We start from the raw sequence: 16199 nt of genomic DNA on the forward strand, positions 1-16199 counted from the left end.
ATCACTCCATCTTTGGCTAAAGATTAAAGTGTTGCGTCGACCCGTTGAAATCACCAGCGATAGCGCGCGCCGAAAGTCCAAAGCGGATCGCAATCGTCGAAAGAGGTGGGGATTATCGTTGGCTGGAATTTGAGTAACCCCGGAAACACATATATGCAATTGAAGCAGTCGTTCGTGTAACGCGCAGTATTGGTCAATCTGGGCTCATAGCCGACTTTCGCTGCAGGGGATTGATATTAGGCTTTCGTGCTCGGTTTTGGTAGTTGCCGACCTTTTTTAATCACGCCGCATCACCTTTCTGGATGAAAAAGAACAACGTGAAGACGGGGACTATTGCACCCTGACAGTGTGCACGGCCATAATGCCTCTATGGAAATATTTAATATGGATGCGCTGGCCCAATCAGCCGCGCTTGAAAAGGGTGATCTGTCAGCTTCAGAACTGATGGAGGTCACGCTGGACCGGATCGACGCGGTCAATGGTAAAGTCAACGCAATCGTCAGCCTGCGCGACCGTGACCGGAATATGGCAGAGGCACGCGCAGCCGATAACGCGCCGCGTGCAGGCTGGCTGCACGGCATGCCCATCGCGATCAAAGATCTGGCAAATGCCGCTGGTCTGCCCACTTCGATGGGCTCTCCGCTATTTGCGGGGCAGGTGGCTGACAGTGACGATACCATGGTGGCGCGCGTGCGGTCCGCAGGCGCGATCATCATTGGCAAGACCAACACGCCTGAATTCGGCCTTGGATCGCACACTTACAATCCGGTGCACGGCGCCACGCGGAACCCTTATGACCTGAGCCGCTCCGCCGGCGGGTCTTCGGGTGGGGCGGCGGCGGCGCTGGCAACGGGGATGCTAAGCATTGCCGACGGCTCTGACATGATGGGCAGCCTGCGCAATCCGGCGGGATGGAACAACGTCTATGGGATGCGCCCGACTTGGGGCACCGTCCCGTCAGAGCCTGTGGGCGATATGTTTATGCACCAGCTCTCGACCTCCGGCCCGATGGCGCGCAGCCCCTCCGATCTGGCCGCCTTGCTGGATGTCATGACAGGCGCAGACCCGCGTTTGCCGCTTAGCACGCAGGGGGCCAAGACGCTTGGCGACATCGGGACTGCGCCCAAGGGCCTACGCATCGGCTGGCTTGGTAATTGGGACGGGGCATTCGCCTATGAGGACGGGATCGCCGACATCTCCCAAGCCGCGCTTAAACAGATGGAAGAGCTCGGCCACCGGATTGAGACACTTGCCGCGCCCTTTGATGCGGATGCGATGTGGCAGTCGTGGATTGATCTACGCTCATTCGCCGTTTCGGCAGGGTTTGGCGTGTTCTACGATAGTGCGCAAAAGCGCGAATATCTCAAGCCTGCCGCGTTGTGGGAAATTGAGCGCGGATTTGCCTTGAGTGCGCGGGAGATACAGCGCGCTAGCGCGGTCCGCTCTGACTGGTTCCGCCGGACCACGCGCCTGTTCGAGAACGTCGATGTGCTGGTGCTGCCGTCGGCGCAGTTGTGGCCATTTGACGTAGATCTGGCCTATCCCGAGGAGATCGCGGGACGGAGCATGGACACCTATCACCGCTGGATGCAGGTGGTGGTGCCGGCAGGTCTGATCGGCTTGCCGGTGGTGAATGTGCCAGCGGGCTTTGGCGACAACGGGCTGCCTGCTGGCCTGCAACTGATCGGACGGCGCGGTAGCGACGCAGCACTTTTGCGCCTTGCACAGCAATGGCACGAAGCGACAGGTTGGCCACAGGCAAGGCCGCCTGTCCTTTAGGGAGGAACGACGATGGAAGCCACAACAGAGCGCAAGCATGGTGTTCCGACATTGGCAAAGCCGACAATCGCACTTTTACGAATTGCGTTGGCGGCCGGCTGGCAGGACTTTCGCGCCGCTCCGGCCTTCGGGTTGATCGTCGCGGTCTTGTGCCTGTTGGCGGGCTGGGGGCTTGTGGGCCTCACGGCCTGGGCCGGTCACACATTCTGGTTCGTACTGGGGGTCTTCGGCTTTCCGCTGGCAGCCCCTTTCGCGGCGCTTGGCACCTATGAGGTGTCACGTCTGCGCGGCTTGGGGGAGCACCCTTCGGTCAGACGGGTGATACATGTTTTATGGGCCGAGCGGGGGCGTCAATTGCCGCTGCTCTGTGCGCTGATGATGGTGATGCTACTGTTCTGGTTCTTCCTAGGCCATATGATTTTCGCACTGTTTTTGGGTCTCAAGCCGATGACGAACATTATGTCTTCGGCGTCGGTGTTTCTGAGCGCAGATGGTTTGATGATGTTGGGGCTCGGGTCGGTCGTGGGGGCGGTTTTTGCGCTGCTGCTCTACTCGATCTGTGTGATCGGGCTGCCGCTGTTGCTGGACCGTGAGGTGGATTATGTTACGGCGCTGATCACAAGCATCGGCTTTGTCGCCGCGCATTTCTGGTTCATGCTTTTATGGGCCGCGTTCATCGCAGTCGTGCTGATGATCGCCATGTTGCCTGCGTTTTTCGGACTGCTGGTGGTTCTGCCGTGGCTGGGCCACAGCTCATGGCATGTTTACGCGGCGCTAAGGTCCGATTAATCAGGCGCTTCGCGGCCATGGGCCACCAATTGTGCACGTAAGGTTTCGGCCTGCGCGTCGCCCAATTCCAGCGCAAAAACATAAGCATGGGTTAAATAGAAACAGGCCTCTTCCTCATCCAGCGCCGCCTGTGCCGCTGCATGATAAAGCGCCACTAGCGCGGGCAGATCACCCGCCTCATGCGCTGCGAGCATTTGCGCATTCAGATCGCTCATTCGGCCGCGAGGGGTGTGCGATGGCGGGTCATTTGGGATGCGACCCAATCATGGAACATGTGGGTCGGCCCGTCCATCGCAGGAGAGAACCGTCCTCCGTCAAACCCAACCGCATGGCGGCCACGCTGCATACCTTCGACTACAAAGATGTCCTCTTCGAGCACCTCTTTCCACTGGGCGGTGTTGCGTGCGCGCAGTTCGGGGTCGGTCTGGGGCTGGGCATAGTAGAGGTGTACGTGCTCGACCGTGCGCTCCGGTCCTTCGGGCACCAGAACGATGGCAAACGCGTGGTCACGGTGCACACCGAGCAGAACGTTTGGATAGGCGGTGATATATTCGGCGGCGGTGTCCCACTTGTCGCTCAGGCCTTCAAAATCAGGAAAGCTGTTGCCGTCTCCGCCCTTTAGCTGGCGGTAAACATATGTCCCTTGGCCGGAAAAACACCCAGACTGTTCAATGTGGTAGTGATCCTCAAGCCGTGAATAGCTGTTCAGACCGGGGTGTACCCAAGGCAAATGATAGCTCTCACAGTAGTTTTCGACGGCTAGTTTCCAGTTGCAGTTCACCGACAGTTCAAAGCGGCTGTCCGCGCCGCCGTGGTGCAGCGGTTTGTCAAACTCGGACCAACGCGCCAGAAGATCTGCATTGGCCTGCTCGAAGGGGTCGGCGGTGCCTGACACGTTGATCCAGACCACATCCATCCAGATGTGGCTGCGTACTTCGATAAGCCCCAATAGCGCGCGATTGATGCCGTCAGCGGTATTTCTGCCCGGACCGCCGACATGCGGGGTGCTCACCAGCTTGCCTTCGGTGCTGTAACACCACGAATGGTAGGGGCAGCGGATTGCCCCTTCGATTTTGCGCGGGGCATCCACAAGGATCATGCCACGGTGGCGGCAGATGTTCTGGAACACCCGCACGTTGCCTGCGCGGTCACGGACCATCAAGAGCGGCACACCAAGGAAAGTTACTGGTACAGCATCACCCACAGCGGGCACGTCCGCCGCAACGCCAAGACCGGCCCAATTGTCGAACAGCACCGCCTGCCGCTCTTCAGCGAAAAGGGCAGGGTCCGTGTAGTGGCCATTGGGCAAGCCATTGGCGGATGAGATCGGGCGGCGCACGGTGCTGAGATCGGAATGGGTCATGGAAGGAGTTCTCCTGTGGATGCTCCAATCATACCATGCGGCCGCAGGCGGCTTGTTATCGCCAGCGACCAGCTTTGCTCAGGGGCGACATGCTGTGTGTTATGCGCTTATTCGCCGCGTGACAGCGCGGCAACGCCTGTGCGCGCCACATCAGCAAGGCCAAGCGGGCGCATCAGATCGGCAAATGCGTCGATTTTCTCGGGCGCGCCGGTGATCTCGAAGACAAAGCTGCCCAGCGTGCTGTCCACAACATTAGCGCGGAAGATGTCTGCCAAACGCAGCGCTTCGACCCGCTTCTCGCCGGTGCCTACGACTTTGAACATCGCGAGCTCCCGCTCGACGCTCGCGCCCTCGACCGTCAGGTCGTGTACGGTACGGACCGAGATGATGCGCCCGACCTGTGCTTTGATCTGTTCGATCACCTGCGGCGTGCCGCGGGTCACAATCGTGATGCGGCTGAGGTGGCCTGTGTGGTCGACTTCGGCCACTGTCAGACTGTCGATGTTATAGCCGCGCCCGGCAAATAGGCCGATGACGCGCGCCAGAACACCCGGTTCGTTTTCAACCAGCATGGCGAGCGTGTGGCGCTCTTCCACGTCCGAGAAGTTGGGGCGTAGGTTGTAGGCGGAGTGGCTGGTGGCGCCTTTTTTGATTTTTAGCGGTGACATGTGTGTAGTCCTTTACAGTAGAAGGGGATGGCCGGAGATTGTAAAAACCTCCGAACCGTTTTTGCGAAAAAACGGTTAGACCAGCACCTTTCCTTCAGCATCAATAGCGGTAGATGTGTCCACATCGCCCATAATCATCTCATTGTGCGCCTTGCCCGACGGGATCATCGGGAAGCAGTTTTCATGCTTTTCCACCAGACAATCGAAAATCACCGGACCGTCGTAGTTGATCATCTCCATGATCGCCTCGTCCAGACCAGCAGGGTCAGAGCATCGGATACCCTTGGCACCAAACGCCTCTGCCAGCTTCACGAAATCAGGCAGGCTTTCGGACCAAGACTGCGAGTAGCGCTCACCGTGCAGCAGTTCCTGCCACTGACGCACCATGCCAAGGCGTTCGTTATTGAGGATGAACTGTTTGACCGGCAGGCCGTACTGCATCGCCGTGCCCATTTCCTGCATGTTCATCAGCCAAGATGCTTCGCCAGCCACGTTGATCACCAGCGCATCGCGGTGCGCCATCTGCACACCGATAGAGGCAGGAAAGCCATAGCCCATTGTGCCAAGGCCACCAGACGTCATCCAGCGGTTAGGATCTTCAAAGTCCAGATACTGCGCCGCCCACATCTGGTGCTGGCCCACTTCGGTGGTGATATAGCGGTCATGGTCTTTGGTTAGCGCCTGGAGCCGCGACAGCGCGTACTGTGGCTTAATCACTTCGCCCTTTTGCGTGAACTTGAGGCAGTTAACAGCGCGCCATCCCTCAATCTGTTTCCACCACTTGGCGACCGCTTCGGAATTGGTCTTGCGGCCGCGCGATTTCCAGACCTTCAGCAGGTCTTCAAGCACATGGCCAACGTCGCCCATGATCGGGATATCCACGCGGATTACTTTGTTGATCGAGCTTGGGTCGATGTCGATGTGCGCTTTTTTCGAATTTGGGCTGAACTTTTCAACAACGCCAGTGATACGGTCGTCAAAGCGTGCGCCGATGTTGATCATCAGGTCACAGCCGTGCATGGCCATATTTGCCTCATAAAGACCGTGCATACCCAGCATACCCAGCCATTTTTCGCCAGACGCAGGGTAGCAGCCCAGACCCATCAGGGTTGAGGTGATGGGAAAGCCTGTCGCCTCTACCAGTTCGCGCAGCAACTGGCTGGCACCGGGGCCAGAGTTGATTACGCCGCCGCCCGTATAGAACACAGGGCGCTTGGCCTTTTCCATGGCTTCAACCAGCTCGGTGATAGCTTCCATGTCGCCTTTAACCTGCGGCTGGTAGTGCGATTTCGAGGGTGATTTGGGTGTATAGCTGCCAGAGGCGAACTGAACGTCCTTGGGGATGTCCACCAATACAGGGCCGGGACGGCCGGAGGTCGCCACGTGGAACGCCTCATGGATTACGCCCGACAGCTTGTCAGTCTCCTTCACCAGCCAGTTATGTTTGGTGCAGGGGCGGGTGATGCCAACGGTATCAGCCTCCTGAAACGCGTCCGAGCCGATCATGAACGTCGGCACCTGTCCGGTCAGAACGACGATCGGGATGCTGTCCATCAGCGCATCTGTCAGGCCGGTAACCGCGTTGGTCGCACCGGGGCCGGACGTGACCAGCGCCACACCTGGCCTGCCAGTTGAGCGGGCGTAGCCTTCGGCGGCATGCACGGCACCTTGTTCGTGGCGTACAAGGATGTGCTTGATGCTGTTTTGCTGAAAGATCTCGTCGTAAATCGGTAAGACGGCGCCGCCGGGATATCCGAATACAGTGTCCACACCCTGATCAATCAGGGCTTGGACGATCATTTTGGCTCCGGTCATTTGGCGTGTCATTGTCTTGCTCCGTGCAGCGGTTTGCTATGTGTGTTCGGCATAAAAAAGCCCCCGAGGGTGTCGGGGGCGCATGGGGTCGAATATGGTTTACCGTTACCGGCCCATGCGCTTGTATCCTAAGATGACGACTAGATCGATCATGCCCAAAGGCTCCTTTATACGTTTTGCGACATTATGAGGGGTTTTCGAGGGCGTCAACCGTGAATATTGTGAAAAAGTGTCGCAGGGCTCATGTTTTTTGATATTTTATTTCGTATAGCGGGTGGTTTTGGCTAATTTGTGCTAAGCGGAGCCGCTAAAACGTGATTGTTGGCGGGATTTGATTGATCGAGGGGGCAGTTTGGACGGGTGTCGCAGCTTCGCCTTACTCAAAAACGATCGCACCGTAGTGCTTGGTTTTATGGGGTGGCTCCACGTGGATGGTCACGCTGGCATCCTCCAGTACATCCGTCAGAGCATGCTCGATCCGGTCACAGATTTCATGCGCTTCATAGACCGTCGTCTCGCTTGGAACGACGAGGTGGAAGTCGATGAAGGTTGCTACGCCGGCATGCCGCGTGCGCAGATCATGGGCCTCGATCGCACCGGAAGACTCTGCTGAGATCACGTCGCGGATGCTGTTCAGTGTTTGCTCTGACACCGCTTCATCCATGAGGCCGCTCAGGGATTCCTTCACAATCTTTGATCCGGACCAAAGGATGTTGATAGCGACAAGTGTGGCCAGCACCGGATCAAGTATCCACCAGCCAGTTGCAACAGCCAGTAGAACGCCAACGGCAACACCGACAGACGTGAAAACGTCGGTGATCAAGTGCCTGCCATCGGCTACAAGCGCGGGCGACTTTTGGATGCACCCGCGACTGATCAGAACCCATGCCCATAAGCCGTTGATAAGTGTCGCGGCCATATTCACCAACAGCCCCTCAATCGGCGCTTCAAGCGGCATCGGGTTCATCATGCCATCGAAAGCTTCCCGAAAGATCAAAAGGGCGGCTACAATAATCATCACACCTTCCAGCACGGCGCTGAAGAACTCTGCCTTGTGGTGGCCGTAGGGGTGATCCGCGTCAGCGGGTTTTGCAGCGACGCGAATGGCGATCAAAGCGGCAAAGGCTGTGGCAACATTCACCGTACTTTCGAGGGCGTCAGACAGCAGCGCGACCGAGCCCGTCATCCAGTAGGCAAACGTCTTTAGGGCCAGCACGGCGAAACCGACAAAAATACTACCAATCGCAAGTTTGATCGTGGTCATTTTGGCGTCCCTCTGACTTTGGCCCGTCAGCTAGTTCAGGATAGCAGCGGGTGCAAGTTACGTCTATGAGTGCAGCGTAGGTCGGCCGGCGTGCGCAGGAATAGGCGTGCTAGACGCCCGTTCCTTGCAGCACCCCATGCTCCAAGGCGTAGCGCGTCAGCCCTGCGGTGCTGGAGATGCCGAGCTTGCGCTTGATGTTTTTGCGGTGCGTCTCGACCGTGCGGACAGAGATGTCGAGGGTCAGGGCCACCTGTTTGTTTGACTGACCCTGTGCCAATTGCAGTAATATCGTCTGTTCGCGCCCTGTCAGGGTTTCGCGCGGATCATCGTCCTTGGGAATCAGCGAGCCTTGCGCGCCAGTGCACAGATATCGCTCGCCGCGCATGACCATATCTATGGCCAATTTGATCTCGTCCGTGGGCACGTCTTTCAACAGATAACCCATGGCACCGTGGTTCAGCGCAGAAGAGATGTATTCGGGGCTGTCATGCATGGACAGGATCACAATGCGGGTGCCGGGGCGTTGCTCAAGGATGATCTCGGTGGCGGAAAGCCCTCCCATGTCGGGCATGTTGAGATCCATCAGGATCACATCGGGGTTGAGCGTTTCGAGTTGCTCGATCACCGCGCGGCCTCCGGTTAGTGTGCCGACGATTTGCACGTCGTCATAGCTTTCCAGAATAGACTGGATGCCTTCGGCGACCATCGGGTGATCGTCCACGATGGCGATGCGCATACGTTCGGTCATACTGGTGCCTTTCTGGTATCGGGGCGTTTGGTGTCGGCGTTGCCGGGGCTTGGCGGCAGCATGTGGGTGAGGGGGGCCGTGGCCTCGATCTCGACCCCTTTGCCGGGGGCCGCACGCATGTACAGATGTCCGCCAAGCTGGTCCATCCGCTCTTGCATGTTGCGCAGACCCAGCCCTTGCGTACTAGAGCGGTGGTCAAAGCCGCAGCCGTTGTCGGTGATCCGCAGCGTTGCACCGCGCCGATGACCCCGCAAGTCGATGTTGACTTCGGTGGCGCCCGCATGGCGTTCGATGTTGGTCAGCGCCTCTTGGGCGATGCGGTAAAGCGCGATCTTGGCATCATCATCGAGCCGGTTGCGGAAAACAACGGTAGAGTAGTGCACCTTGATACCTGTGCGTGTGCCAAACTCTTCGGCCAGTGTGCGCAAGGCAGGGCCAAGCCCCAGATCGTCCAGCACACGGGGGCGCAGATCGCGGCTGATCCGGCGCACTTCGGTGATCGCTTCGCCAAGCGACTCGATACCCTTTGCCAAGGGCGCACCTGCGGCGGGATCACCGCGATCAAATTTGCGCCGCGCGTTGTCGAGCGCGTAGCGCACGCCGACCAGCAACTGGCTGATCCCGTCATGTAATTCGCGCGCCACGCGGCCACGCTCTTCTTCCTGGGCATCAAACACCCGTTGCGTCAGCTTTTTAAGCTTGGCATCCGCCAGCCTCCGTTCGCGCAGGTTCAGCAACATACTGCTGGCAAAGACCACCAAGAGTGCAATCAGGGTAATGGCGCCGATGTATAGAAAGGTCCGCTGCACGCGCGCTTCGACATCCCTGCGGGAGGTTGCGACCGTGGCCAGCACATCGTCGATGAAAACACCGGTGCCCACGGCCCATTGCCACGAGGGGAAAGAAGTCACGTAGTCAATCTTGCGAGCGGGCACACCCGTGGACGGCTTGGGCCATAGATAGCTGTGATAGCCGTCGCCCTTTCGGGCGATATCGATCAGTCGGTCCACTACGAGGGTGCCTTCGCTGTCTGTCTCGCCGCGTAGGTTCTGGCCGATCCGCTCTGTCTCACGGGGGGAGACAATGGCGGTGCCATCATAATCATAGACAAAGAATTGGCCTTCCTCGCCGTAGATCATCGCCGACAGGATCTGGGCTACGCGCCGCTTGGCGGCTTCATCATCCGGTGCAGCAGACCCGTAGATAAAGTAGAACCCGTTGCGGGCCTGTGTGACGTAGTTGCGCAGTTCGGCCTTCTTGGCCTCGATAAGTTGGGCCTCAAGCGCTGTAATCTCACGGTCTGCAAGCGCGCGTGACTGGGCCGCCACCAGCACGGCAATGGCCGCGACAGCAACGATCAAAGGCACAGACGCCAGCAGCGTAAGCTTTTGCGCGTAGGGGATGTGAAAACGGAAGCGGTCAAGTTTCATAGCGATTCGATACGACGAATCTGCCCGACGTTCAAAGCCAAAGCGCACAACAGCCTTTGTTACGTGATTTTGGAGAATCGTTGCGTCCAAGAACCCAAATAGCCTTTTGTGCATGAAAATTAGTCAGTCTGGGTGACAGAAAAGCTATTTCTACGCAGTACTAGGTATTTCAAATCCCTGAACGGTCGCTAGTCTTGGCCCACTTGAAACAACCTGCGCGAACTTTAACCGTGCGGGCGCAATAATCCCGGGAGGATACCTTTATGGATCGTCGTTCATTTTTGAAGACATCTGCACTTGGCGGTACAGCCGCAGCAGCGACAACGCTCGCGGCCCCTGCGTATGCCCAAGGCAAGCGCACACTGACAATGGTTACATCATGGCCACGCGGCTTTGCCGTGCTGGACGATGCGGCCACATACCTTAACAACATGGTCAACGAGATGTCTGACGGCACCTTGACCATCGACAAAAAAGCCCCCGGTGAGCTGGTTGGCGCGTTCGAAGTATTCGACGCCGTATCCTCCGGTCAGGCCGACATGTATCACTCTGCCGACTATTACTTCATCGGTCAGCACCCAGCATATGCCTATTACACAGCCGTTCCTTTCGGCGGTACAGCGCAAGAGTTGACAAACTGGTACCTGCACGGCGGCGGCCACGAGCTGCACAACGAGCTGGGCGAAATCTTCAACCTGAAGTCCTTCCTGGCGGGTAACTCCGGTTCCCAGTCCGGTGGCTGGTTCCGCAATGAGATCAACTCCGCTGCTGACTTTAACGGTCTGAAGTTCCGCATGCCGGGCCTTGGCGGTAAAGTACTGGGTAAAATGGGCGCATCCGTTCAGAACATCCCCGGTGGTGAACTGTATCAGGCGCTGTCTTCGGGTGCTTTGGACGGTCTGGAGTGGGTTGGCCCATTCGCGGATGAACGCGCCGGCTTCCAAGAAGTTGCAAAAGTCTACTACACAGCGGGCTTCCACGAGCCAGGTTCCGGCCTTGCCTGTGCGGTTAACCTCGACGTCTTCAACGAGTTGTCCCCAGCGCACCAGAAGATCATCGAGTATTCCACAATGGCTACAACACACACCCAGCTGGCCGAAACTCTGGCCAACAACGGTGCAGCCCTTTCACGTCTGCAGCAGCAGGGTGTGAAAACCATGCAGTTCTCGGACGATGTCTGGGATGCGTTCGGTAAAGCATCCGCAGAAGTCATGGACGAGAACATGGGCGACGAGCTGTTCGCACGTACACGTGAAAGCTTTGAAACATCGCTTACTTCTTCGGCCGAATGGCTGTCCAAATCGGACGCATTCTACGTCGAGCAGCGTGAGCGCGTGCGCAAAAACATGTAAGCTGACGACAGGATTGAGGGCCGCGCGGTTTCGCTGCGGCCCTTGGTCTTTCACCAACAAAAAAACGGCAGCGCGCAGGCCGGAAATAGGTGTCGATAACGGCACCGGACGCGCGACCCGGGGAGGGGACACATGGCTGACGATATTGTATGTTCGGGATTTTTCCGCGCAGCTGAGGGCGCAAAGCTTAGCTGTCTCGATAAGTTCCAAGAGGGCGGCCTTGTCCAGTTTGTGACAGGCAACGTTCTTGAGGCATTTTATAACTTCTTTGCCGCAATCCTGAATCCGGGCATGTGGTTGAACTGGTCAGACAGTCAGTCGCTGATGCGCTTTATTTATTACGGCGGTTCGGTCGAGCTGTTCTTTGTACTCGCGACAGCGCTGGCAATCATCACCGTTATTGGTATGCGCAAGCGTCAGTTCATGTGGGCTATGGTGCGCGGGCTGGAAGGTTTTGCCAACGGGGTGGGTCGTTTGTTTGCCTGGGCCGGTCTGATCATGGTTCTCCAACAGATCATCATTGTCTTCATGCAGCGTATTTTTACACGGCCGGATATCTCCATCGGTTTTGGTATTCCGCTCCAGTTTGACATCAGCTGGTTTGCGGAAGAATTGAAACTTTACAACGCTTTGGTCGTTTGTCTTTGTGTAAGCTACACCTTTGTTCAAGGTGGACATGTGCGGGTTGACCTGTTCTATGCCGGCGCGAAATTCCGCACCAAAAAGATTGTGGACATGTTTGGCGCGGTCTTCTTCATGGTCCCGTTTGCTATCGTCACGTGGATGTACGGCTGGTACTTCCTGTGGCGCCATCTGGTCACACCGAACCCGTCAGCCTCCGACAAACTTGAGCTTTTGCTGCGCAAGGCGCGGTTGTTGAAATGGAACGTGGAAACCATCGGTTTCTCACCCAACGGGTTCAACGGTTACTTCCTGTTCAAAATCCTCCTCTGCACCTTCTGTGTGATGGTGATCTTGCAGGCGATTGCGGTCTTCTACCGCTCGTGGTGCGAATTGCGCGAAGGTGAAGAGAGCGAAGGTAAATATCTCGACAAGGATACTCTTGGCGAGGGCGAAGAAGCCTATGAGGGCACACACTAATTTAGGGGAAAACAGAAATGTTTTTTGGTCTCGACGGGGTCGAAGTTGGCCTGATCATCGTATTCGTGTGTCTCTTCGGCGGCATTCTGTCCGGCTTTCCGGTGGCCTTTGCCATCGGTGGCGCGGGTATCATTTCATTTTTCATCATCGCGGCGCTCGATAGCGCGGGGCTGATGATCCATCAGGCGATCGACACCTCATCAGAGGCGTACCGCACGTTGATAAACTCCGGCATCAGAGAGGATACGGTATCGCTATTCCGATATCCCGACTTACCGCGCGTAGCTGAATCCGTGTTCCCGGCTGGCTGGGAAGTGGCATTGGACCGCAACGTGTCCTTCGTGGTGAACCGCATGAACGAACGTGTTCTGGCGGGACAATCCATTGAGACACTGCTGGCCGTGCTGATGTTCGTCCTTATGGGCATCACGCTTGAGCGCTCTAAGATCGCAAACGATCTGCTGACATCCATGGCCAAAGTGTTTGGCCCATTGCCCGGTGGTTTGGCTGTCTCTGTTGTTGTGGTAGGCGCGTTCCTTGCCGCTTCGACCGGTATCGTTGGTGCGACTGTTGTGACAATGGGTCTGCTGGCGCTGCCGACGATGCTGCGCAACAACTACTCGCCAGAGCTGGCAACGGGGGTCATCGCGGCCTCTGGGACCTTGGGGCAGATCATTCCGCCGTCCATCGTGATTGTCCTGCTCGGCACGCTGGCCGGTGATCTTTATTCATCCGCACAAGAGGCGCGTGCTTCTTCGTTGGGCTGTACCGATGCACTGACATATCTGGGTGAACCTGCTGTTGTCTCGGTCGGGACACTGTTCCAAGCGGCGCTGTTGCCCGGTATCCTGCTGGCTTTGCTTTATGCGCTTTATGCCTTTGGCTATGCGCTGTTAAACCCGAGCAAGGCACCTGCGGTTGTTTTGGGCTCCACCAATTCGGAACCTGTGACACGCAGTGAAGCGTTTACGTGGTTTGTGGGCGCACCAGTGCTTATGATTGTCGGCACAATTGTGCTGGGCAATCTGGGTTTCGTCGGCAGCCAAAGCACGCGCATCTCCAGCTTCTCCGATATTGGTGAGAGCGCGACCTTGCGTACCAACGTAGGCGACGAATGTAAGGCGGCGATGATCGACCTACACGGTCAGGAACGCTGGGACCTTGCCCTTCAACAGCAGTCGGTAATCGACGCGTCTGGTGGCCTATCGGCGAGTAAAAAGCTTACCGAAGATCAGTACGCTACCGCACAACAGGCCAAGATCGACGGCGCGGCCCCGATCGGGACCGGTATTGCGATCATCATGATCCTTCTGGGTATGATCCTGACCACTGCACGCGGTGTATCTCCTTCCTCGGACACCAAGCCGCTGATCATCGGCGGGATAGGTGTGGTGCTTTTGCTGCTGGTGGATATCCTGCTGGTAGCATCCACCACATCGCCGGGGACCATGGTTGTCCTGATGGCGCTGCCCTTTGCAGCGATCATGTACGGTGTGGTTTATGCGACGGGGCTGTGCGCCAGGAACGAGCTGATCCGCGTGGTCTTCCCACCGCTGGTTCTGATCGTTGCGGTGCTGGGCTCTATCCTTGGTGGGATCACCAACCCAACGCCAGCGGCGGCGCTTGGGGCAGGTGGTGCCCTCATGCTGGCGGCTTACCGCAAGCTCAAGGATATGGACCGTTCGCCTAAGGTGATCATCTGGTCCACACTGGCGATTATCATCGCGATCCTCGTGGGCGTGAACTTTGACCTGCGGATCAATCAGGACGAAGTCGGCTTTGAGAACTGGGTGGCCTTCTTTGTGGCTTACGGCGCATATCTCTACGCTGTGTTCGGCCTGCTGTTCAGCTGCTACATCCTGTGGACCTCGGGCGTTCTGGCGCCGGTGGTACGCGAGACGGCCAAAGTGACCTCGATGGTGTTTACGATCCTGATCGGCTCACAGCTGCTGAACCTTGTGGTCATCAGCTTTGGCGGCGAGCATTACATCCAGCAATTCCTCAAGTCTTTCGACAACGAGTTGACGGTCTTCTTGCTGGTTATGCTAGTGTTGTTCGTGCTGGGCTTCGTGCTCGACTTCCTTGAGATCATCTACATCGTGGTGCCGATTGTCGGGCCGGTGATCTACGGCGGCACGTTCGATCCTAAATGGGTGACGATTATGATTGCGGTGAACCTGCAGACGTCGTTCCTGACACCGCCCTTCGGCTTCGCTTTGTTCTATCTGCGCGGTGTGGCTCCGGCGAGTGTCACGACACAGCACATCTACCGCGGGATCATTCCCTTCGTGATGATCCAGGTGGCAGGACTGGCCATTCTATGGTTCTTCCCTGCTATTGTGACCATCGTTCCGGACCTGATCCCATAAGCCGGATCAGCCACAGAAATCTTACACAAAGGGCGTCCGACTAGGGCGCCCTTTTTTCATGACACTGCAAAGAGCTGCGCAAAGCGCAAAGCATTGGGAATAGAGACTTTTAGGGAAACAGCGACAGGCAGCTAAAAATGGCGCGATCTGACTATGCTGCGTCAGATGCGCTTGGGCGCCAGATCGGGCAGCGAGATATTCGCGACCTGTTCAGCAATCGGATCGTTGGTGAGCGGATGGGGCGGATGCTCAAAGCTTTCGGGATCTTTCATCGGCTGCCATTCGCCTCCAATGAAAACCTCAAGACCCGAGAATTTGGCCTTATAGCCCATCTTCTGACTGCCAGGCACCCAATAGCCCAGATAGACATAGGGCAGGCCTGCGCTGCGTGCGATCTCGATATGGTCGAGGATGATATAGGTGCCCAAGCCGTCGCGGGGGCGGTCCGGCGTGTAGAAGGAGTAGACCATGCTCACCCCGTCACCCAACACATCCGTCAGGCACACGCCGGTCAGGTCGCTGGTTTCGGTATCTGTATATTCAATCACGCGGCTGCGAATCGGGGTTTCCTCGATCATCGCGGCGAATTCGAACACATCCATATCGGCCATGCCACCATCCGAATGGCGGCTCTCAAGGTAGCTGCGGAACAGGTCATACTGGTCTTCGGTGGCCCATGGCGATGTGGCGCGGCGTGTAAGCCCTTTATTGCGGTTCATCGTGCGGCGCTGACTTTTGCTTGGCTTAAAACGCGACACGTCAATCCGTGCAGAAAGGCACGACGAGCATTCCGCGCATGAAGGGCGGTAGAGAACGTTCTGGCTGCGTCGGAATCCCTGCCCAGACAAGCTGTTGTTCAGCTTCTCTGCATTCTCCCCCTGCAACGCGGTAAACAGCTTCCGCTCCATCCTCCCGTCTAGGTAGGGACAGGGTTGCGGAGCGGTCACATAGAACTGCGGAGCAATGGGAAGCGAATGGCGCATAAGGGGGGTCCGTCTGTTTGTCTTGGGTAAGATAGCGCGCCTATTTTGAGGCGCAAACCCTAAATGCGCCCGTTGGCAAGACCCCGCGTGCGTGCGTGTCAGAAGAGAGGCTGAGCGCGACGGTTCAGCGCAACTGTGCCCAATAACAGATCACTCAGCCCTTGGCGGCGCTCTGTGCTGAGCATCAAGACAACCGAGATAAGCTGCAACAGGGGCATCGCTAGCGAAACGGTATAACCCAGCGTGTGCAGAAAGGCTGTGGGCAGATCAAAAGGTTCATCGTCGCGGTCGCGCAGTTCAACCGCCATCAGGCGCATGCCCAGCGTGGCTGAACCGCGTGATAGGGTCACAACGCGGTACGAAAAACCCAACACCAGATAGAGCAGGGGCAGAAAGAACAGCCCGATGAATGCGGTGAAGGGGACCACTACCACTGTCAGTGCGGTAATCACCAACGTGTCGACGACCCAAGCCAGCAACCGCTTGCTGGGAACGCCGTCATAAAACTGTGGCTGCATGTCTGGATCTGGGGTCATTT

General features: G+C 57.3%; 14 protein-coding genes. 5 read left to right on the forward strand and 9 right to left on the reverse strand.

Annotated features, from left to right (window positions below; translation table 11 throughout):
- Positions 1-369 precede the first annotated feature (369 nt).
- Both V7730_RS04085 and V7730_RS04090 read left to right on the forward strand, forming a co-directional pair.
- The gene (locus V7730_RS04085; protein ID WP_335746318.1) at positions 370-1779 is read left to right on the forward strand and encodes an amidase; all 1410 of its coding nucleotides are present in this window, start codon (positions 370-372) and stop codon (positions 1777-1779) included.
- A gap of 12 nt (positions 1780-1791) precedes the next feature.
- Complete coding sequence (locus V7730_RS04090) at positions 1792-2568, forward strand: DUF2189 domain-containing protein (RefSeq protein WP_335746319.1); 777 nt, start codon at positions 1792-1794, stop codon at positions 2566-2568.
- Here V7730_RS04090 and V7730_RS04095 read toward each other — a convergent pair.
- The 7 genes from V7730_RS04095 to V7730_RS04125 form a co-directional block, all read right to left on the reverse strand.
- Positions 2565-2783, reverse strand: coding sequence for a hypothetical protein (locus V7730_RS04095; protein WP_335746320.1), 219 nt, complete (start codon positions 2781-2783; stop codon positions 2565-2567). The genes V7730_RS04090 and V7730_RS04095 overlap by 4 nt on opposite strands.
- Entirely contained in the window at positions 2780-3931 is a 1152-nt protein-coding gene (locus V7730_RS04100) for an aromatic ring-hydroxylating oxygenase subunit alpha (RefSeq protein WP_335746321.1), read from the reverse strand. The genes V7730_RS04095 and V7730_RS04100 overlap by 4 nt, the downstream gene beginning before the upstream one ends.
- A gap of 107 nt (positions 3932-4038) precedes the next feature.
- Entirely contained in the window at positions 4039-4599 is a 561-nt protein-coding gene (ilvN, locus tag V7730_RS04105; RefSeq protein ID WP_335746322.1) for an acetolactate synthase small subunit, read from the reverse strand.
- Between the two features lie 75 nt (positions 4600-4674).
- Positions 4675-6426, reverse strand: coding sequence for an acetolactate synthase 3 large subunit (locus V7730_RS04110; protein ID WP_335746323.1), 1752 nt, complete (start codon positions 6424-6426; stop codon positions 4675-4677).
- A 364-nt stretch (positions 6427-6790) separates the two neighbouring features.
- Positions 6791-7678, reverse strand: coding sequence for a cation diffusion facilitator family transporter (locus V7730_RS04115; protein WP_335746324.1), 888 nt, complete (start codon positions 7676-7678; stop codon positions 6791-6793).
- A gap of 109 nt (positions 7679-7787) precedes the next feature.
- Positions 7788-8426, reverse strand: a complete 639-nt coding sequence (locus V7730_RS04120; RefSeq protein WP_335746325.1) for a response regulator transcription factor — start codon at positions 8424-8426, stop codon at positions 7788-7790.
- Positions 8423-9856 (reverse strand): cache domain-containing protein, encoded by a 1434-nt coding sequence (locus V7730_RS04125; protein ID WP_335746326.1) that lies wholly within the window; start codon positions 9854-9856, stop codon positions 8423-8425. Before V7730_RS04125 ends, V7730_RS04120 begins: the two co-directional genes overlap by 4 nt.
- A gap of 263 nt (positions 9857-10119) precedes the next feature.
- On the opposite strand from V7730_RS04125, the gene V7730_RS04130 reads away from it, so the two are divergent.
- The 3 genes from V7730_RS04130 (at position 10120) to V7730_RS04140 (ending at position 14678) form a co-directional block, all read left to right on the forward strand.
- On the forward strand, positions 10120-11208 hold the full coding sequence (locus tag V7730_RS04130; RefSeq protein ID WP_335746327.1) for a TRAP transporter substrate-binding protein: 1089 nt from the start codon (positions 10120-10122) through the stop codon (positions 11206-11208).
- Between the two features lie 132 nt (positions 11209-11340).
- The gene (locus V7730_RS04135) at positions 11341-12309 is read left to right on the forward strand and encodes a TRAP transporter small permease subunit (protein ID WP_335746328.1); all 969 of its coding nucleotides are present in this window, start codon (positions 11341-11343) and stop codon (positions 12307-12309) included.
- A gap of 17 nt (positions 12310-12326) precedes the next feature.
- The gene (locus tag V7730_RS04140) at positions 12327-14678 is read left to right on the forward strand and encodes a TRAP transporter large permease subunit (protein ID WP_335746329.1); all 2352 of its coding nucleotides are present in this window, start codon (positions 12327-12329) and stop codon (positions 14676-14678) included.
- 161 nt (positions 14679-14839) lie between these two features.
- Here the strand turns inward: V7730_RS04140 and V7730_RS04145 are convergent, their stop codons facing one another.
- Both V7730_RS04145 and V7730_RS04150 read right to left on the reverse strand, forming a co-directional pair.
- Positions 14840-15661 carry an arginyltransferase gene (locus V7730_RS04145; RefSeq protein WP_335746330.1) on the reverse strand — a complete coding sequence of 274 codons (822 nt, stop codon included), beginning with the start codon at positions 15659-15661 and terminating at the stop codon, positions 14840-14842.
- Between the two features lie 98 nt (positions 15662-15759).
- Positions 15760-16197, reverse strand: coding sequence for an RDD family protein (locus V7730_RS04150; protein WP_335746331.1), 438 nt, complete (start codon positions 16195-16197; stop codon positions 15760-15762).
- Positions 16198-16199 lie beyond the last annotated feature (2 nt).

Source organism: Sulfitobacter sp. (assembly GCF_036961165.1).
GTDB lineage: Bacteria > Pseudomonadota > Alphaproteobacteria > Rhodobacterales > Rhodobacteraceae > Sulfitobacter.